13 protein-coding genes are annotated in these 19,257 nt (G+C 58.8%); 10 read left to right on the top strand and 3 right to left on the bottom strand.

The genetic code is table 11. The annotated features are described in order from the left end of the window. Positions 1 to 107 precede the first annotated feature (107 nt). The 6 genes from HY011_21790 to HY011_21765 all read left to right on the top strand — a co-directional run bounded on the left by HY011_21790 (position 108) and on the right by HY011_21765 (position 9,406). Positions 108 to 1,622 (top strand): undecaprenyl/decaprenyl-phosphate alpha-N-acetylglucosaminyl 1-phosphate transferase, encoded by a 1,515-nt coding sequence (locus HY011_21790; GenBank protein ID MBI3425565.1) that lies wholly within the window; start codon positions 108 to 110, stop codon positions 1,620 to 1,622. 230 nt (positions 1,623 to 1,852) lie between these two features. Then, entirely contained in the window at positions 1,853 to 3,040 is a 1,188-nt protein-coding gene (locus tag HY011_21785; GenBank protein MBI3425564.1) for a nucleotidyltransferase family protein, read from the top strand. 426 nt (positions 3,041 to 3,466) lie between these two features. Beyond that, positions 3,467 to 4,405 carry an OmpA family protein gene (locus HY011_21780; protein MBI3425563.1) on the top strand — a complete coding sequence of 313 codons (939 nt, stop codon included), beginning with the start codon at positions 3,467 to 3,469 and terminating at the stop codon, positions 4,403 to 4,405. 32 nt (positions 4,406 to 4,437) lie between these two features. Next, a complete protein-coding gene (locus HY011_21775; GenBank protein MBI3425562.1) occupies positions 4,438 to 7,098 on the top strand; it encodes a hypothetical protein in 2,661 nt (886 codons plus the stop codon). Positions 7,099 to 7,254: 156 nt separating this feature from the next. Continuing rightward, complete coding sequence (locus HY011_21770; protein MBI3425561.1) at positions 7,255 to 7,776, top strand: hypothetical protein; 522 nt, start codon at positions 7,255 to 7,257, stop codon at positions 7,774 to 7,776. A gap of 400 nt (positions 7,777 to 8,176) precedes the next feature. After that, entirely contained in the window at positions 8,177 to 9,406 is a 1,230-nt protein-coding gene (locus HY011_21765; GenBank protein MBI3425560.1) for a tetratricopeptide repeat protein, read from the top strand. A gap of 430 nt (positions 9,407 to 9,836) precedes the next feature. Here the strand turns inward: HY011_21765 and HY011_21760 are convergent, their stop codons facing one another. Continuing rightward, positions 9,837 to 13,196, bottom strand: a complete 3,360-nt coding sequence (locus tag HY011_21760; GenBank protein ID MBI3425559.1) for a TonB-dependent receptor — start codon at positions 13,194 to 13,196, stop codon at positions 9,837 to 9,839. 457 nt (positions 13,197 to 13,653) lie between these two features. Here HY011_21760 and HY011_21755 point away from each other — a divergent pair, with 457 nt between their 5' ends. The 4 genes from HY011_21755 to HY011_21740 all read left to right on the top strand — a co-directional run bounded on the left by HY011_21755 (position 13,654) and on the right by HY011_21740 (position 17,584). Continuing rightward, complete coding sequence (locus tag HY011_21755) at positions 13,654 to 14,319, top strand: DUF1080 domain-containing protein (protein MBI3425558.1); 666 nt, start codon at positions 13,654 to 13,656, stop codon at positions 14,317 to 14,319. A gap of 272 nt (positions 14,320 to 14,591) precedes the next feature. Continuing rightward, the gene (locus HY011_21750; protein ID MBI3425557.1) at positions 14,592 to 15,056 is read left to right on the top strand and encodes a DUF3598 family protein; all 465 of its coding nucleotides are present in this window, start codon (positions 14,592 to 14,594) and stop codon (positions 15,054 to 15,056) included. Positions 15,057 to 15,232: 176 nt separating this feature from the next. After that, a complete protein-coding gene (locus HY011_21745) occupies positions 15,233 to 16,195 on the top strand; it encodes a hypothetical protein (GenBank protein MBI3425556.1) in 963 nt (320 codons plus the stop codon). A 129-nt stretch (positions 16,196 to 16,324) separates the two neighbouring features. Next, on the top strand, positions 16,325 to 17,584 hold the full coding sequence (locus tag HY011_21740; protein ID MBI3425555.1) for an MFS transporter: 1,260 nt from the start codon (positions 16,325 to 16,327) through the stop codon (positions 17,582 to 17,584). Here HY011_21740 and HY011_21735 read toward each other — a convergent pair. Together HY011_21735 and HY011_21730 are read right to left on the bottom strand one after the other, a co-directional pair. Then, on the bottom strand, positions 17,581 to 17,769 hold the full coding sequence (locus tag HY011_21735) for a hypothetical protein (protein ID MBI3425554.1): 189 nt from the start codon (positions 17,767 to 17,769) through the stop codon (positions 17,581 to 17,583). The genes HY011_21740 and HY011_21735 overlap by 4 nt on opposite strands. Positions 17,770 to 17,817: 48 nt before the next feature. Then, positions 17,818 to 18,894: a hypothetical protein gene (locus HY011_21730; protein ID MBI3425553.1), complete on the bottom strand. Its 1,077-nt coding sequence runs from the start codon at positions 18,892 to 18,894 to the stop codon at positions 17,818 to 17,820. Positions 18,895 to 19,257: the final 363 nt, after the last annotated feature.

Here is a 19,257-nt window from a genome sequence, read left to right as displayed (position 1 = left end):
TTCCACTTGTTACGACTTTGCTTTTGACGCCCCTGGTGCGGAAATTGGCGCTGCAATGGGGCGCGGTGGATCTGCCAGACCACCAACGGCGCATTCACAAGCAGCCCATGGCACGGCTGGGCGGCCTGGGAATTTTCTTCTCCTTCGCCGTGACCCTCGCTTGTGTGCCGCTACTGAACAATCTCGTCAGCCAGGGCTTCGGTGAGCGCTGGCAGAGTCTGGAGGCGCTGTTATTACCGGCCACGATCATTTTCCTGTTAGGTGTCTATGACGATTTTCACGGCTTGAATGCCTGGATAAAAACCAGCGTGCAGGTGCTGGCCGCGGCGATCCTTTATTGGCAAGGCTTCGGCATCAACGCGCTGTCGCTGCCGTTTGCCACGTATTGGGAATTTCCGTTGTGGCTGAGTTTTCCGCTGACGGCGTTGTGGGTGGTGGGCATCACCAATGCTTTCAATTTGATTGATGGCATTGATGGGTTGGCGGCGGGCGCGGCGGTCTTTGCGATGTTGTCGTTGTTTGTCACCTCGCTGCTACAGGGGCATGTGGAAATTTGCGTGGTGAGTTTGATCATCGCGGGCGCGGTGATGGGCTTTTTGCGTTTCAACTTCAATCCGGCTTCGATCTTTTTGGGGGACTCAGGCAGTCTCTTTTTGGGCTTTATGTGCGCGGCGCTTTCGCTGGTCAGCGCGCAAAAGAGTTCGACGCTGATTGCGGTCGCCATTCCGCTGGTTTCCTTTGGCTTGCCCATTATGGAGGTTGGTCTTTCCATGACGCGCCGTCTGGCCAGCGGGGCGCCGGTTTTCCAAAGCGACCGGCGGCACATCCATCACATGTTGCTGGCGCGCGGCTTGAATCAACGCCAGGCGGCGATTTTGTTGTATGCGGTGTGCGCGCTTTTTTCGCTCTTTGGCATTATGTTGCTCAACCCCGGACGCAATAACATTGCGCTGGTGTTTGGCATTTTGGGGGTCTGCATCGTGCTCGGCGTGCAACATTTGCGCTACGAGGAATTCGGCGCGTTGGGGCAGCAGTTGCGGCGCGGTATGCGCATTCGTCACCGGGCGCTGGCGGTGGATTTGCAAATTCAGCACGCGGCCACCGACTTGCAACAGGTGGCTAATTTCGACGAATTGTCCAGCGTCTTGAATCAACTCTTTACCACCAGCGAATTCGATTGTGTGCTGTTGGAAGTGCACCACCGCCCGGCACGCGCCAATTTCGGTGCTGACGCGGCGAACCAGAACGCCTTTAGCAATGGCTCAGCCGCCAGCACCGTGCACCTGCCCACGCGCCCCGCTCCCAACCGCGTGGCCAACCGCGTGGAATGGAGCTGGAACTGGCAGAGCGAAAAAATCGAATTGGCCGAGGTGCTGGCTTCGCCGCATTTCTGGTCATTGCGCGTGCCGCTGGCAAGTGCCAAGGGGCATTCGTTAGGGGCCGTGACGTTTTTCCGCCACGTGATGGCGGGCGATTTGGCGGTGGATTTGACCAAGGTCTGTGGCGAGTTGCGCGATGAACTGAGCGCCGCGATCTCCCGCTTGGAAACCCTTGACCAAACCGCCATCGAACGCCAGCCCGTGCAGGCCAAGACGGCGCAATTCTCGTTTTCGCGCAGCTAAAACGGCACGGCAGTCTGAGGCAGCGGCAAGCCAATTTGATTGGCTTGCCGCTGTTTGTGTATTCAGCGCCTGCTGTGCAGAAGCATTGCCACAGAGGCACGGAGGCCTTGCAAGACCGGAAAACTCTCTCTCTGGCTCTGTGTCACCATGTCTCTGTGGCAAAGTTTCCGGCTGTTGCGTAAGTCCTAACATGGTTTGAGCGAGGTGCATTGACGGTGTCGCAGAAACTCATGCCAAATTCCCCTTGGCCCGCCTGGGTGCGGGCCGAAACATTCGCGCTGGAAACGCAGCTTTTGCTCACCGCCGCGCGTGTTGGAACTGCCCAGCCTGCCAGCGTGTGGAATGACGCCTTGCCTTCTCTCGCTTGGGACAAAGTGCTGGCCGAAGCGCGGCGGCAGGGCGTCACGGCGCAGTTGTGCCAGTGGTTGGAAACGCCGGGCATGACACCTGCGCCGGCAGCAGTCGTGGAGGAGTTGCGCCAACTGCGGCAGCAAAACATGCTGCGCAATTTGCGGATGACCGGCGAGTTGTTCGCCCTTTGTGGACTGTTGGCGGAGCACGGCATCGAGGCGATTCCGTTCAAAGGGCCGACGTTGGCGGCGTTGGCGGGCGCGGAACTCTCGTGGCGTTCGTTTGGCGATTTGGATTTGCTGGTGGATCGTCGCGCGGTCGCCCAGGCCAGCACCATGTTGCGCGCTAGAGGTTACGAGTTGCACCTGGATTGGCAGGCTTCACAAGACCCGCGGTTTTTAGACGTTACCTATACGTTGGAATTTTTCAGCCGCGCGAGCGGGATCATGGTCGAACTGCATTGGGCATTGTTTCCGCGCTATCTGGGCTTCGGGTTCAACTTTGCCGAAATGCGCGAGCGGCTGATCACCGTCAAACCTGGCGGCAAGGCCCTGCCTACCCTGGGGCCGGAGGATTTGCTTTTATACCTGTGCGCGCATGGCGCCAAACATTGCTGGCCGCACCTGAACGGTGTCCTAGACATTGCGCGGTTGCTGGCCAGCCGTGACGATTGGCAATGGGAGTCCTTGTTGTCCAGCGCGCGCCAGCGTCAGGTGGAGCGCGTCACGCGGTTGGGTCTCTTGCTCGCGCATGGTTTGCTCGATGCGCCTTTACCCGCCGGGATTATTCAGCAACTCACACAAGATCAAGCGCTGTTGCGGCTGGGCGCGGCGACGGTCACGCAAATGCTTTCTCAACAGCCCGCCGCCACCGGCATGCAAAGCCAGTTTCGCTACTTCTTTCAACTGCAACAAAGCTGGCCCGCGCGCCTGCGCTACCTGTTGCGCCTGGTGACCGCGCCGAATATCGGCGATTGGGAATTTCAGCCGTTGCCCGGTAACTGGGCCTTTCTGTACGCCTTCTTGCGCCCCCTGCGCCTGCTGAAAAAATATCTCAGCCCGCCTTAGCGGTTGGCACAAAAGATGGCCTAGTTGAAATAAATTCCACGCCCGGCTGGCACAAGATAAATGTCCGGCACTCACCCTCTAGGGCCTATTGTCATGGGGTTGATCTGCGTATAATCACGCCGCTCGACTCGGTAACGCAGCGGTAAACGAATCATCCCTTCCATCATTACAAGACGAGCAGGCTTTACAAGACGAGCAGGCTTTACAAGACGAGCAGGACGCCGAGTCCGGTATCCGTTTTCTCCCCCCAACACGAACCCCACACCGCTCTACGTATTCAATTTATGTCAGGGCTGGCCCCAACCGGGTCAGACCTGATGAACTCGTGACCGTGCGTCACAGCGAAGCGGCTTGGTAGCAGCTTGCCAGCCCCGCTTTGAACTGCGGCGAGCTTAATCCATTATCCATTCTGCAAGGAGCGCTGAGATGAGTGATTTGGTCAGACTGATTATCGGTGCATTGCTCTTGGTGATTGCCTCTTGGTATTGCTGTTCGCACCGCCCGGCAACCACTTTGACGGGAGCGGCTGTCACCACCCCGGCGGCCACGCTGGCCACTGTGCCAGCTTCATTTGAGGCCAGGATGCAAGGCGGCAAGCTGGTGCTCAACGGTGTTGTGCCCAACGAAGACGCCAAAAATCGCCTGTTGGCGCGCGCCAAAGAAATCTATGGCGCGGATGGTTTCACCGACAACACGTTGCGCGCCGGCGGCCCTGGCGGGGGCCAAGTGCAGACGGGCGCGGGCTGGTTGGATTGGGCGTTGGGGTTGTTGCCGATTCCGAAAAAGCTGGGCGCGGAAGGCGCGCTGGCGTTGTTGACCGATGAGGTAACGGTGCGTGGCGTGTTGCCCGATCAGCCGGCGCGCAGCGCCGTGTTGCAAGAGGTCACAGCGTTGTTGCCCGGGTCGGTCAAACTCAATGACCTGACGACGCTCGCGGGCAATCGGCTGAACGAAGGGCAACTGCAAGCGCAGAGCAACCTGAATAGGATTTTGCTCAAAGGCATCGAATTCGCCACCGGCAAAGCCGACCTTTCCACGGCCAGCATCAGCACTCTGACCGAAGCCGCCGCCGCACTCAAAGCCGTCTCCGATGTCAAAGTCGAAATCGGCGGCCACACTGACAACGTTGGCAATGCCGCGTCGAATAACGCGCTGAGTCTGGCCCGCGCCAACGCGGTCAAAAAGTTTCTGACCGCGCAGGGCATCGGCGCCGACCGGTTGAGCGCCAAAGGTTATGGCCCGACCCAACCCATCGCTGACAACGCCAATGAAACCGGCAAGCAACGCAATCGCCGCATCGAATTTCGCATCCTGAGCGGCAATGCCAGCGGCGCGCTCCAATCCGGCACGCCCCAACCGCGTTAAACCAACCGTGTGAATGAGGAGAAATCGAAATCATGGAAACGCTACATACCATTCTCTGTCCGTTGCTCTTCCTGCTCGCGGGTGGGTTTCTGTTGCCCGCGCTCTGGAACCTGCTGGTGGGCGGCAAAAAACAGACGGCGCTTGATCCGGCGTGGGAAGCCAAGCTGCGCGCGACGGAACGCGAGTTGGAAAACGCGCGCGCCGAATTGCGCACGCACCAAAGCGACCTGGCCGCGTTGCGCACCGATCTCACGCAGGCGTCCGATCAACTGAAAGAGAAAGAGACGGTCTTTGCCGAACTCGATGCCAGCCGGAGTGAATTGGCACAATTGAAGGCCGATTTACAGGCCCACAGCGCCGAGCTTGACCGGCTGAAAACAGAGTGGGCGCTCAAACTGAAAGAGGCTGAAACCAGAGCGGCGGCGGAATTGGCCGTAGCCAAAGTCGAAGCCGCCCAAACCGCGCCCGCCGCCAGCCTGACGGCGGAACTTGATGCGACCAAAGCCGCGCTGACCGGCAAGGAAAGTGAAATCAGCAAACTGCTGGCCCGCGTGGCCGAATTGGCGCCGCTCACGCTGCAATTAAAAGACCGTGATTTGCGGCTGAAAACCCTCGAAACGCAGATTGGCGCCGCCACTCAAGACAAAGACGATGAGATTGCGCGCCTCACGGCGGAACTCGCGGCCACGGCCCAAGCCCACGCCGCCGCGACGTCCGAATTACACGAACGGCTTGGCGCGTCGGAACACAGCGCCGCGCAATTGGCGACGCAACTCGATGATGCGCAGCAACAAATCAGCGTCCGCGACGAGCGTTTGCGCGAGGCTGATAACCAACTCTTCGATCTCGAAACCCGTTACAAAGCGCTCGAGAAAGAGAAAATCAGCGCCATCGCCGAACGCGACAACGAAAGCCAAAAGCTCAAACTGCGCCTGGGTGAATTGGAAGTCACCACGGCCACGGCCGTCGCGGCGCTGGCCGCTGCCGATACCATGAAGCCCGAACTGGAAGCCCAACTGCGCGATACCGAACAGGGCAACAAAATGGCGCTGGGCGAAAAGGACGCCGAGATTGCGCGGTTGCGCGCGCGGCTGGCCGAATTGGAACACGCCGATGCCGCGAGCCGGGCGCGTTTAGCCGAACACGAAGACAATCAGTCCGCCCTCGCCCATGACAAAAACGCCGCGATTGCGCTCTTGCAATTGCGCGTCAAGGAACTGGAACCGCTCAGCGCGCAACTGGCCGAACGCGACAACGAACTGCAAGCGCTGGCCGCCGAACTCGCGGCCAACCATACGCGCCTGGCCGAACAGTTGAACGCCGCCACCGCCGCCAAAGATGATGAGCTTGCGCAACTCAAACGCGCATTCACCGACGCCAGCAAAGCCAAAGACGCCGAGGTCAATCGGCTCAGCCTGCGCTTGAACGAATTGCGCGGCGTGCGCGCCTTTGCGGCGGATTTGCAAAGCCGTTTTACAGTCACGCAAGCGGAACGCGCGTCCGAACTGTCCGCACTCAAGGGCCGCCTCGCTGAACTCGAACCGTTGACAGCCGCCGTGGCCGAACGCGATGCCAAACTTGCGGAATGGCAAAGCCGGTTGACTGCCGCGCGAACCGAACACGCCGGCGCCTTGGCGGTGCTGCAAGGCCGCCTGGCCGAACTCGAACCGCTGGAAACAACGCTGACGGCGCAAGGCGCTGAGCTTGCCAAAATGAGCGAGGCGCTGAAATTGAAAGACGCCGAACTCCGCCAGATGCATCAACGCGTCAACACGCTGACGACCGAGCAGCAGCAACAAACCGCCGCCCTCGGTGCGCGCGAAACCGAACTGGCGCAACTGCGCGCGCGCCTGGGCGACCTGGATCGGTTGAGCACGCAACTGGCCGAACGCGACGCCAAATTGAGCGAATGGGAAACCCGCCACCAACACACCGTGGCCGAAAAGGACGAGACGCTGGGCAAACTGAAATGGCGCGTCGGCGAGTTGGAAGCCTTCGTCAGCAATCGCGATGAAGAAATCGGCAAGCTCAAGGGCCGCATCAATGAACTGGAAACGTTGGGCGCACAATTGAGCGCGCGCGAGACGCAACTGGCCGCGCAAGCCGCGCGCTGGAAAGAAAACGAAACTCAATTCAACCGCGCCCTGGCTGGCAAAGACGACGAACTCGGCAAGTTGCGCTGGCGCGTCGGTGAGTTGGAAGCCGGCGCGGGCCAGTTCGACGCTACACTCAACGCCCGCGCCGCGCACTTCAACACCGCACTCAGCGCCAAAGACGGCGAAATCGCGCAACTCATCGCGCGCCTCGCCGAACTCGGCACGGCCAGCGCCCACGCCGTCACCAGCGCAGACGAATTGCGCCGCCTGCGCTTGCGGCTCAGCGAACTCGAAGCGGCCCAAGCGGCGGTGCCTCAACAAACCACTGCGCATACCGCGATGGAAACCTATCGTAAAGCTCCACCCAAACGCGGCGAATACGACGACCTGAAATTGATTTATGGCGTCGGCCCGGTGCTGGAAAAGCTGCTGCACAAACTCGGCATCTACTTTTTCAAACAGGTCGCCGCTTGGAACGAGGCCGATATTGATTACGTGGACGAACAGCTCGAACACTTCAAGGGCCGCATCCGCCGTGAAAATTGGGTGGACAGCGCCAGGGAAGAGCACTTCAAAAAGTATGGCGTGAAGCTGTAGCAGACGACGGTTCGATCCGCAGAACGGTACCGCGCGCGTCAGCAAGCGGCGCGTCAAGTCTGGCGGACTGGTGCAACGGCCAAGCCTCCGCTTGCTGACGCGCGCGGTACCGTCCCCCTGCGTTGACTTTTTGCCAGCCACCGAAGTGAAAAACAAATGCCACCGCAAACCAAAACAATCCGGCTGTTCGCGGGGCTGCTCGCCTGTGCTGTAAGCGCGCTGGCGCAGTCCAAAAACTTTCCCCGCTTTGAAACATATCCGGTGCGCGCGCACTTCACCGGGCAGCCCGCCGCGCCGCAACTGCCGCAGCCGCGTGCCCGGCTTTATCGCAGCGCCATTCGTGACGCTGTGAGCGCCGGGCCGAACTTCGCCGGGCATTACACGCTGGCCAGGTGGAGTTGCGGCCCGAATTGCGTTTCGTTTGCGCTTGTCGAAGCGCGCACGGGCCGGTTGTATCTGCCTTCCACGCTCAAACGTGTTTATGTCGTCGCCGACCAGGATGAAGATGTTTTGCAATTCCGTTTGGACAGCCGGTTGTTGATCGTGGCGGGCACACGCAATGGCCGGGGCAGTGGCCGGTACTATTACCACTGGGATGGCCAGCGGCTGAAATTGCTGCGGGCCACGGCGTGCAAATTCGAGCTTGAGGCTGACCCCAAGGCGCGTTGTCCTTTGTAGGCGCGCAAGTCTGGCTCGTCAGTAAAGTTGTTGCGACCTGTGGAAACAACAGCGTAAGCAAATTGGCGACCGGGACGCTGAAACCCGGCGGGCGACCGCCATTCTCTATTCTGTATTCTCCATTCCTTTGCAGAGGCCGTCTTGATTGAGGCTTACCGCTGCCCGGGAATGGAGAAGGCAGAATAGAGAATGACGGTTGGTCAGTTGGCAGTGAGCGCCAGAACGCAAATTTCTCGATGTTTTCCACCGCCACAAGTCTAATGTTTCGCCGGTGCATACCTGCCGTAAACGAATTGGAGAAGTTCATCAAATGCATTCCATTCGCATCGTTTCATTTGCCCTTTTCTTATGTTTAAGCGCGCCATTGGCAGTCGCCGGACAGCGCAGGAAACGTCCTGTAGTGAAACCCGCCCCGCCGCCGACCGCCAAGGCCGCGCCCGCCAGCGAATTGCCCAAGCTGCGCGCCGCTGTGCGCGCCAATCCGAACAGCGCCGAAGCGCATAACGCGCTGGGGCTGGCGTTGGGAAAGAGTGGTGATTGGAAAGCGGCTGTCGCGGAATTTCAGGCAGCGCTGCGGCTCAACCCCGCGTACCCGGAAGCCCACACCAACCTGGGCAACGCGCTGGAACAGCAGGGCGACTTGAACGGCGCGCTGGCGGTCTACAAAGCGGCGGCGGAACTCAATCCAAAAGAGGCGGAGTTGCACGTTGCGCTCGGCTCGATCTTCATGCGGCAGCAAAACCTGGAAGCGGCCGCCGGTGAATTGCGCTTTGCCGAACAACTCAAACCCGACTCGGCTGAGATTCGCAGCAACCTGGCGTTTGTGCTGAGCCAGTTGGGCGATCTGCCCGGTTCGCTGGCCGAATTCGAGGCCGCCGTCAAATTGAAACCCGATCTGACCGAGGCCTATTACTATTTGGGCACGGGCAAGGCGTTGTTGAAGGATTGGACGGGCGCGGTGGCGGCCTTGCGCGCGGCGGTCAAACTCAAACCGCAATGGCTGGAGGCGTTGACCGGCCTGGGCCTGGCATTGCGCGAAGCCGGGGAATTGAACGCAGCGGTCGAGGTCTTGCAACAGGCCCTGAAACTGGCGCCGCAGGCGTTGGAGACGCGCCACGATTTGGGCCTGGCGTTGCTGCAAGCACAGCGCTACGACGAAGCCCTGCGCGAATTTCAGGCAGTCTTGCGGCTGAATGCCAACCACGATAGCGCGCGACTCAACCTGGGCGTCGCGCAGATGCAAAAGGGCGACACGGCGGCGGCGGCGGCGACCTTGCAAAAGCTGGTTGAGTTGGAACCGGACATGCCCGAAGCGCATTTCCATCTAGCGCTGGCCTACCAACGCCGCAATGAATTGGACAAGGCGCTGGCCGCGCTCGCAACCTGTTTGAAGCTGCAACCCGAATTCGCCGAGGCGCACGTCACGCGCGGGCAGGTGCTGTTGCAACAGAATAAACTTGAGGAAGCCGTCGAGGCGCTGCACACGGCCCTCAAACTCAACCCGGATGAGGCCGAGGCGTATTACCAATTGGGCCTGACCCGGCAAAAGCAGGGGCAAGCGGCGGCGGCACAGGCGGCCTTTGAACAGGCCGAGCGACTCAAGGCGCAACGCAAACAACCCAGGCAGTAAGAAGCGCGCTATAAAAACACTCCACAGGATTGACGGGATTTTCGGGATTGACGGGATCATTTATCTACGTTCTGTGAATCCTGAAAATCCCTGATCACAGCGGATTTTGTGGTGACAGCCCCGGCGGGGCGAAATGTTTATAGTGGGAGTGCGAAAAGAACACGCGCGCCCCAGCGGGGCGGTATCTGCCGGCGCTCAGATGGCGCTCCTAACGGAGCTCAGCGCCTAGCTTTGGCTGGTTGCTATAAACATTTTGCGCCGCTGGCGCTGGAAAACACCAAACCACAAAATCCGTTGGAACTAGGAAAATTCCGTTAATCCTGTGCAATGCCATCATCGTTGCCTACCTCATCGCAAAAAATAGCGGGCGTCAGAGCAAAAGCTCTGACGCCCGCTTTGTCATAACAGCTTTAACTGCGGCGCTACACGGCTAGAACTGCACGCGCACGCCAATCTGCACGCGTCGTGGGCCGGGCGTGTTGCTGGTGCCGCCGCCGCTGTCGGAACTGCTCGGCGTGAATTGCAGGAAGTTGGCTGCCGTGAAGGTCGTCACCGGCGAGCCCCAGTTCACGTGGTTGAACACGTTGAGCGCTTCGAGACGGAACTCGGGTTGGAACCGCTCCTTGATGCGGAATTGTTTGAACAAGGAGAGGTCCTGGTTCCACACGCGCGGACGGCGGAAGTGGTTGCGCAGTGACGTGCCGAAACCTGCTTTATCCGTGCCCGTCGGCTGCGAGAAGAGGGCTTTGTCGTAATAAGTGTCAGTGGTGCTCGTGCCCACCTTGCCGATGGGCTTCGGATCGCCACTGAAGTTGATGAACACGGAGCCGCAGCCCTGGCAGTTCAGCGCATTGTTCGTGCCGCCGATGGAATACGGCGTGCCGGAGAAATGCGCGTAAATGCCGTTGACCTGCCAACCGCCAAGCACTTTGCCCATCAGGTGGCTGCGATCTTTCAGGAAGGGCAGTTCGTAGACAAAGCCCATCTGGAAGACGTGCGTCCGGTCAAAGCCGCCCAGCGCGAAGTTGTCTTGGAACTTCAGCGGGGAATTCCAGGTCAGCCCGACCCAGCCGTCCTCGTCGGCCATGTCTTTGGCTTTGCTCAGCGTGTAAGCGCCTTTCAACAACAAGCCTTTCTGGAAGGGCCGGTTGATCGCCACTTGCAGCGAGTTGTAGCGCGCGCGGGTGCGGGCGCCCCAATCGCTGATGGTGGTGGTGCCGGCTACGGCGAAGTATTTGCGCGAGGCATTGCCGCCGCCCGGTTCGCCGTAGTTGATGTTCAAGTCGGCGTAACCGCCGTCTGTGCGCGTGCCGACGTAGGCGATTTCCGTGATGATGTCCCACGGTAGTTTGCGTTCGTAGGTGAAGTTGTACTGCTGGATGACCGCGCGGTCGAGACCCTTGCCGGAACCAGGGAAGAACTCTTGGTTAAAGTTCGGCGAACGCATGAAAACGCCCAGCGGCAGTTTGACACTGCCGGAACTGAAATCCGGCACCGGCACTGCCGGGATGCCAGTCGCCAGCGTGGTCGTGGAGAGGAACTGATCGGCAGTACGGTTGAACGTAATGTCATAGGGGAATGAGCCGCGCAGCGGACGCGACCAGGGCAGCGGATTGATCGTGCGGCCATAGCCGGCGCGAATCACCTGCTTGTCGCCGAGACGATAGGCCACGCCGAAACGCGGCGCGAGATACCATTTCTGCAATTTGAGGCCGGCGTCTTCCGGCACGCTGCCGCGCCCGCCCAGCAGCACGGTGTAGGTGCTGTAGTCGAGCCGTTCGACGCCGCTGTTGGCGCGCTTCATCAGCGGATAGTTTTCGAGCCGCAGGCCCAGGTTGATGGTCAGATTCGGCGTGACGCGCCAGCGGTCGCGCACGTAAAGCGCATTCTGCCACTCACGGCCGGTTTGATCTTCGGTCTGCACGTCTTTCGAGAAGAAGCTCGGCAGACCCAGCAGGAAGCCCGCGAATGAATTCCAGGTGCCACCGCCCGGCGCGATGTAATTGGTCGTGCCAGTGACGGTCGAACTAAAGCTGAAGCCGCCTTTCAAACCGTAGTCACCGAATTCAGCCTGGCGATGATTCAGTTCCAGCTTGATGATATCCACACCCGCGCGCACTTCGTGCTTGGCGAAGACTTTGGTGATCGCGCTGCTGAAACTGTAATTGAGTTCCTTGCGGTATAGCGGCATCCAGTTTGGCGTCGTGCCAATGGTGTAGCCGTTGGCGAATTGGGGCAGGCCGCTGGCGCGGATGTCCTTGGCATCGTTCACACCGGGAATGCCGAGATCGAGACCGAGATTCTTACCGAAGTCCGGCCCAGTCACGACTTGATTCTGGCGGTTGTAGCCAAAGTTGCCGTCCAGCAGCAACGTTGGGCTGAGCGTCCAGGTGTGGCCGATACTGACGACATAGACCTTCGTGTCGCCCAGGCTGCCCTGGTCGAAGCCAAGATTGAAATTGTCCACCACGTTGGCCCGCAGCGTGGAGAACTTGCCCCAAATCGAGTGTTCCTTGGTGCGCTGCCAGGTGAGCTTGCCGTCATAATTGGCGCGATCCACCTTGACCGTGCGCAACTGCGAATAGTCGTCGCCGATCAGCAGGTTGCCGTTCAGGTCTTTGGTCGAATTGGCCTTGGGATAGTAATTCATGATCGCCTTAGCAATCGAACTGATCTGCGCGGCGGGAATCGCGAAGTTGGCGAACGTGTCGCGCCCCGCACCCGTCGTGGCGTTCCCAGTGGCTGGGTTGTAAAGCCTGAAAGTGGGATAGAGCGCCGCGACTTCGCTGAAGTCGCCGTTGCGCATTTTGTCGGTCGGCACGCCGTAAGTTTCGATCCTGCCGCGCCGGTCGCGGAAGTTCTCGTAAGAGCCGAAGAAGAACAGTTTGTCCTTGATGATGCGCCCGCCGAGCGTGCCGCCGTAGGTGTTGCGATTTTGCGGGGGCCGCACCAGTCCGCCCGCATTGTTGAAGAAGCTGTTGGCGTTCAGGTTGTCGCCGTTGAAGAACTCGAAGGCGGTGCCGTGAAAATCGTTGGTGCCGGATTTGGTCACCACGGTCTGCGCCGCGCCAGCGGCCATGCCGGTGTCGGCATCGAAGCTGTTGGTGGCGATGTTGACCGTCTCGACGGTTTCCGCCGGTTGGATGTAACCCGCGTGGTGCGGCAGCCAGACGTTGACCGACACCGCGCCATCCACGCGGGTGGTGTTGCTGTTGGGCTGGGTGCCGTTGACCCAGGTGCGCAAGCTGCGGCCCGGCGTGTCAATCTCGGCATTCTGGAACTGCACCGGCGTCGCGCCCGGCACCAGATTGATCAGCGTTTGATAGTTGCGATACTGGTTCAGCGGCAGCGAGGTCACCTGCACGGAATTGAGTTCCGTATTGAGGTCGGACTTCTCGGTCTTCAACGTCGCGGCGTCGGCCTCGACCGTCACCGTTTCCTGCGTCGTGCCGATTTGCAGCGCCACGTCCAACCGCTTCGGGTTGCCCGCCGTGACGCTGATGTCGGACTGCTGCAACTGCTTAAAACCTTTGCCCGACAAGGTCATGTTGTAGATGCCAGTGGGCAGGTTGCGGAAGATATAGCTGCCGGTTTCGTCAGTGGTGGTTTCCACTTTTAGGCCAGTGCCGATGTTCGTGATCGTAACCGCCACGCCTGGCAGGGCCGCGCCTTGCGGGTCCGTTACGTTCCCTACGATACTGCCGTAAAGCGCTTGCGCATTGGCCGCGCCGGCTAGAGAACCTAGCGCTAAAAACGCCGCCAATACCAATCTAGTCAGAAAGGGTCGCATTGTGGTGATCTCCTTTTTCTGGGTTAACCTGGTTGGTTTGACCACTCTTTGTTAAGATGCGGCCATTCCGACCTAAGCATTGTCATTGTTTGCTTGCGATTCAATCAGGCCTACGCCCCGCAGAGCGAGCGGTAGACGTGGATTGAGCAAGAAGGAGTTGTTCGGCTGCCCCGGTTGCCCGTGTCAGCCACTACAGTTTTCAATCCCTGGTTTGATTTGTTATTGCTAGTCTTTGCGAACGCATTGACTGTCTCAACTTGGTGCTGCTTGATTGCTCGCTGATTTATTTAGGTCGTATCTAACTTGCTGCTGCAAACTTACTGCTGCAAAGCTAACCGAATGGCACGCAGTCTACGCCCCCAAGCTGCCTTGGTCAAACAAAAATCTGGTGGCGAATCGGCAGTTTTAGACGCGGCGGAATTCAGGATGAAAGTTCAAGCTCAAGGATAAAAGAAATATGAAACTACGTTTGGTTTTGTTGCTTGTTGTGTTGGTTGGCGGCTGCGGCTCCAGCGTGCTGGCCCAGTCTGCTGCCAAAGCTGACGCAGGCTTTACTACGCTATTTGACGGCAATAGCCTGACGGGCTGGACACTGGTCAAGGGCCACGGGCCAGGTTATGTGATTAAAGACGACATATTGGTCTGTCCACTTGATGGTGGGGGCAATCTTTACACCGAAAAAGAGTACGCCAATTTTGTCTTCCGCTTTGAATTCAAGACCGAACCCGGCGGCAATAATGGCGTTGGCATACGCGCGCCGTTTGAAGGCGATGCTGCTTATCAAGGGATGGAGATTCAGATTCTTGATGACGGCCATGAGAAATATAAAGGCAAGATCAAATCCGAACAGCATCACGGCTCGGTTTACGATGTGATTCCGGCGCGCACCGGCTTTCTCAAACCGGCGGGTGAATGGAACGACGAGGAGATCACCGCCAACGACTCCAAAATTCGCGTCAAACTCAATGGCGTGATCATTCTCGATGCCGATTTGAATATAGTGCAGGAAGAAGCCGTGCTCAAAAAACATCCGGGCCTGAAGCGCAAAGCCGGTCACGTCGGCTTCCTCGGCCACGGCTCGCTGGTCGAATTCCGCAACATTCGGATCAAGGAGTTGAAGTAGTCAGTAGTCAGTAGTCAGTAGTCGGTATCGGGAATAGGATTGAACCACGGGGAACACTGGGGAAGAGGGGAAAGCACAAACCAGGGCAGTAGACTGAAACTCTGCCTCCACAGGTATTTTTCTTGATTTCCCCGTGCGCCCCGTGTTCCCCGTGGTCCGTTCATTGCTTAATCCCGATAAGGTCTAGTATCAACGTTCAAAATGGAGCAAGTATGCTGACTACTGACTACTGACTACTGACTACTGACTACTGACTACTTTCCAGAAAATCTATGACCTTAAAAGAACGGCTCGCCCAAGTCACCGGCGTTTGGGAAGGCACGTATACGCATCTGAAGCCGGATGGCACAGTACTGGATCATTACGCTTCGCGGCAGGAAACACGGCTGGAAGGAAACCACTGGTACGAGCGCGTCATCTATCGCTGGCCCGCGCAGAAGGGAGCAGCAGGCAGGGAACAGCGGCTGGATTTTCGCGCCGGTTTCGACGCCACAGGCGAGCGCATGCTGTTTGATGACCCTGACTTTTTCGGCCAGACTTTTATCGTCAGCGACGACATCTTTGTCTTTCCCTATCACTGGAAAAACCGGCCCGGCCAGCGTGTCGTCGAAACGATTGTCTTGAGCAGTCCCACCCGCAAATCCCGCCTCTGGCAAAGCTTCGACCAAGGCGAACTCGTAAAAATTACAGTGATTGTCGAGCGCCGTATAGACGAACCGCCCGATGTCTGGTATTGAAACGAGTATCGCGATTTGCCCCAGCGCGTTGTTGTCACGCGCTGCACACCACACACGATTGCGACCGACACAAGTAGCGCAGGATGAACAGCCGTAGTCTGGCGCGGGAGGTAGGCCCACGCACGCTGCCAGACATCTGTGCGCCATAAAATTGCCAATAAAGGAGCCTCTACGACATGTCTTTGCCGACGCTTGGTGGTGGGATCATTTATGAAGATGCACTGGCCCACTTGGTGGTTGGGGTGCGTGATTTGAATGTGGCCTTGGAACTTTGGGTTGAGACCTTTGGATTTGAACTCCTGCAACGACGTGACGGCCCGGATCACGGCTTGGCGCAATTATGGGAACTGGAACCGGAACGCATTCGCGCCCAAGTCTTGCTCGGCACGCCGGGGTTTACCACTGGCCGGCTGCATCTGGTCGAATTCGCTGAACCGCTGCCACCCGTGCGCGCGGGCGCGCAGCCCACCGATCTGGTGCCGAAGAACATTGACCTCGTTTGCGATGAAATCAAGCTGCGCTACGCAGAGTTGTCGCAAGCCGGGTGCCGCTTTCGTTCAACCCCCGCGCGTTACGAAGCCGAAGAGGACGGCGCGACGCTGGAGATTTTTGAACTGCTCATGTTCGCGCACGACGAAGTGAATATCGCGATCCTGCAACTGGTCGGGCGTCCGTTCCCCTTCACGCCGCGTGGGTTCGCCGGGTTCACCAGCCTGGTGCACGTCGTGCCCGACGCCGAGACTGAGACGCGCTTCTTCCAAGACGTGCTGGGCTTCCCGCTCCACTTCGTTCACAAACTGGACGGGCCGCACATCGAACGGATGATCGGCTTGCCACCGGGCGGCGCCGTCGAGATGCGCATGCTCGGTTCGCCCAGGCAACATGCCGGACGCATCGAGATGGCGAAATATCACGGTATTGACGGCGCCAATCTTTATCCGCTGGCCAAGCCGCCTGCACTCGGCACGCTGCACGCGGTTTTGTTCTCACCGGCATTGGATGAAGTGCGCCAGCGCGCCCAAGCGGCGGGCGTGCCTGTTACCGAACACGGCGTCGTAGACACGCTCTATGCGCACGGCGCGGCGCTCACGCTGCATACGCCCGCCGGATTGCGGCTGGATATTCACGAAATTGAGTAGTCGGTAGTCGGTAGTCAGTAGTCAGCGAACGCGCGCAACCCAGCTTTGCGCGTAGATTTTCGATGCCAGTATGATCGTTGCCAGAAACTACTGACTACTGACTACCGACTACTGACTACTGACTACTTGATGAACAACAAACGCTACAAATGGTTCGTCGTCTTCCTGCTCTGGTTCGTCTGCTTTTTTAACTACGCAGACCGGCAGGCAATCTTCTCAGTCTTTCCGGTTTTGCAGAGCGAGATGGGCCTGAGCAAGCTGCAACTCAGCTTTGTCGGCGCGTCGTTTATGTACGTCTATGCCTTAATCGGCCCGTTGGCGGGCGTCATCGGCGACCGGTTCAGCCGCAAGTTTTTGATCATCGCGGGCTTGGTCTTTTGGTCGCTGGTGACGATGGCGACGGCGCTCTCGACGCAGTATTGGCATTTGGTCTTGTGCCGCGCCTTGGAAGGCTTTGGCGAAGCGTTTTATTTTCCGGCTTCGATGGCGTTGATCAGTGAGTATCACGGGCCAGAAACCAAATCGCGCGCGATGGGCATGCACCAATCCAGCGTCTACGCCGGTTCGATTGCGGGCGGCGCGGTGGCGGGTTATCTGGCCCAGCATTACGGCTGGCGCTCGGGGTTTTATCTCTTCGGCGGCGCAGGCATCTTGCTGGGCGTCATTCTTTTGCTGCTATTGAAAGAGCCAGAACGCCAGCAGGCGCGCGGTGAATTGGATGCGCACACGACCTTGGATTACACGAAGGGCAATCTGTGGGCGGACATTGCCGAAATCTTCCGCACGCCGATGGTGCGCATCTTGATGGCCGTGTTCGTCGGCGCGAATTTTGTCTTTTCGGTGTTTACGACCTGGATGCCCACCTTCCTGAAAGAGAAGTTCGGCTTGAGCCTGTCGCTGGCGGGGTTCAGCGGCACCGCGTATCAGCAAACCTTCTCGATGATCGGCGTGGTCGTGGGTGGTGTGCTGGCGGATCGCCTGGCGCGGCGTTACTTGGGCGGACGCATGATGGCGCAAACAGTCGGGCTTTTCGGCGGCGTCGCGTTTATCTTTCTGACCGGTTGGACGCTCTCGATGCCGTTGCTGATTTTGGCCTTGAGCGGCTTCGGTTTTTTCAAAGGCATCTACGACGCGAATATCTGGGCCTCGCTCTATGATGTCGTGAAGCCGCAACGGCGCGCGACGGCCTTGGGCTTGATGAATTCGATTGGCTGGCTGGGCGCGGCGATTGCGCCGACGGTGATTGCCGTGGCGTCGGGCAAATACGGGATGAGCGCCTGTTTGAGCGCGAATTCGCTGATCTATTTGTTCTTCGGCTTGTTGCTGGTTTTCGGCATTCGCGCGTATCTGCCGGGCCGGAAGCTCGCTGTGGAAACAGGACTAAGCTAAATGAAGCGGAACATCGGCAAACTATTTTTGCTTTTCTGCCTGAGCAGCTTGCCCGGCTGCCGCCAACCCGCCGCCGTGTCGCAAAGCTCAACGACGACGGCGCAAAAGCCTGCGCCGCAACCCAGCGTTTGCGCGGCTGAGAATGTTTCGCGCGCGGCGCTGTTGCGCGCGAAGCCAACACCCACTCCAGCACCTTCTGCTCGCTGAAATACTTTTAAGCACAGCCGCGGCGCTCAATTGGTAATCTTCAAATCCGTCTCGAACATGTGATAGTTGCGCATCTGGATCACGTTGCGCGAATAGGTGCGCTCAGCATCGTTGCCCAGAATGACCTCGGCATAGACCGGCAGCAGAAAGCGTTCGTCATTGATCTTGACCCAATCGTATTCGACCGCGCTCTCGGCCATCGTGATGGGGAAGCCACGCTGAATGTCTTCGGCAGATTGCTCGATGCGCAAGACGCGCCCGCTTTCAAGCTCGATCCAGACGCTGCCGGAATAGGCCGTGGTGACCGAGCGCCCGCTGGTTTTGTCGGTGAGCGTATTGTTGGAAAAGGCCTTCTTGACGCGGAATTCGTACACGACAGTTTGCCGATTGCGGATGGTGTCGCGTTTGACCTCTTTGAAATCCGCCTGGGTTTGTTCGGCAAAGAGCGCAATCAGCATCGAGCCGAACTCGCCGGTGGAAGTCGCTCCGCGCAAGTCTGCATAACTCATGGTCGTGGGCTGGCCGTTGCGCTTGACCAATTTGAACTGCTCGCCCTTTTTGACGCGGTAGGCCAGTTCCACTTCCAGCTTGTCTTCCAACTGCCAATCCTTCTTTTCGGGCGTGCGCACCGAACGTTCGACGAACTGCGTCACCAGGAAGTTCGGCAAGTCCTCCATATATTCCAGCGCGTGGTGGCGGGCCTGTTCCAGCAAAGGCAATTTCGACAAATCCACCGGGGGCGCAGCCTCTTTGGCAGGTTCAGCAGCGTTTTCAGTTGGTAACTCTGTCCGCGCGGGCACTGGGGGCGGAGGCGGTGCAGGTTTCGGATGGGCGGCCTGATCTATCGCATCCAGCAAAAAGGTGCGTGCGCCCGCTTTGCGAAATTCGGCCAGCGTGCTTTCGTCCACCTTGAACGCCACGCCGCGTTGCGCCACCTCGGCGGCCAGATCGCCTTGTTCGTAGCGCTGACCGGGCGTCGGTTTCAGCAAGCGCAAAATTTCTTCTTTGGTCATGGGCGTTTGCTTGTCCTGCGCGTGGAAGCTGCCAGCCACGGCAAGGAGCAAGACGAACGCAGCAGCGACGCGGCCCAATTTGATGTTCATATAAGTTTCTACTAGACGTTGAAGTTGCCAGGGAAGTGCTGCCGCCAGCATAACACATCAGAGTAGCGGGTAAATCGAGTCTGATGTGCGTCAAGGTTTTGCGCAGGCGGAAATGAACGCTTCCGCCTGCGTAGCGCAACCTGCCGAGCATTCATTTCCACACAAGTCTATCGGCTCCGAGAAAAGCCCTGAAAGGGCGTAATTCAATAGCCGTGGGCAACGCTCACGGAACGGTTCGGGAAGAATTTTCGGCCCTGCCGGGGCTGCATTCGACGTCGAGTCCGGCCCCTTCAGGGCCGTAGAACCTGCTGACGGCCTACCGTGGGCGTTGCCCACGGCTATTGAATGCTGCCCTTGCAGGGC

The sequence above is a fragment of the Acidobacteriota bacterium genome (genome assembly GCA_016196035.1).
In the GTDB taxonomy this organism is placed as follows: Bacteria; Acidobacteriota; Blastocatellia; order RBC074; family RBC074; genus JACPYM01.
Note: the sequence above shows the minus strand (reverse complement) of the source record. Positions and strands in the feature narration are given on the sequence as shown.

Excerpts from the sequence above, each read along its gene's own strand:
- HY011_21780 (MBI3425563.1), top strand. The coding sequence starts at position 3,467 with ATGAGTGATTTGGTCAGACTGATTATCGGTGCATTGCTCTTGGTGATT.
- HY011_21740 (MBI3425555.1), top strand. The coding sequence starts at position 16,325 with ATGAACAACAAACGCTACAAATGGTTCGTCGTCTTCCTGCTCTGGTTC.
- HY011_21770 (MBI3425561.1), top strand. The coding sequence starts at position 7,255 with ATGCCACCGCAAACCAAAACAATCCGGCTGTTCGCGGGGCTGCTCGCC.
- HY011_21760 (MBI3425559.1), bottom strand. The coding sequence starts at position 13,196 with ATGCGACCCTTTCTGACTAGATTGGTATTGGCGGCGTTTTTAGCGCTA.
- HY011_21790 (MBI3425565.1), top strand. The coding sequence starts at position 108 with ATGGCACGGCTGGGCGGCCTGGGAATTTTCTTCTCCTTCGCCGTGACC.
- HY011_21745 (MBI3425556.1), top strand. The coding sequence starts at position 15,233 with ATGTCTTTGCCGACGCTTGGTGGTGGGATCATTTATGAAGATGCACTG.
- HY011_21730 (MBI3425553.1), bottom strand. The coding sequence starts at position 18,894 with ATGAACATCAAATTGGGCCGCGTCGCTGCTGCGTTCGTCTTGCTCCTT.
- HY011_21775 (MBI3425562.1), top strand. The coding sequence starts at position 4,438 with ATGGAAACGCTACATACCATTCTCTGTCCGTTGCTCTTCCTGCTCGCG.
- HY011_21750 (MBI3425557.1), top strand. The coding sequence starts at position 14,592 with ATGACCTTAAAAGAACGGCTCGCCCAAGTCACCGGCGTTTGGGAAGGC.
- HY011_21785 (MBI3425564.1), top strand. The coding sequence starts at position 1,853 with ATGCCAAATTCCCCTTGGCCCGCCTGGGTGCGGGCCGAAACATTCGCG.
- HY011_21755 (MBI3425558.1), top strand. The coding sequence starts at position 13,654 with ATGAAACTACGTTTGGTTTTGTTGCTTGTTGTGTTGGTTGGCGGCTGC.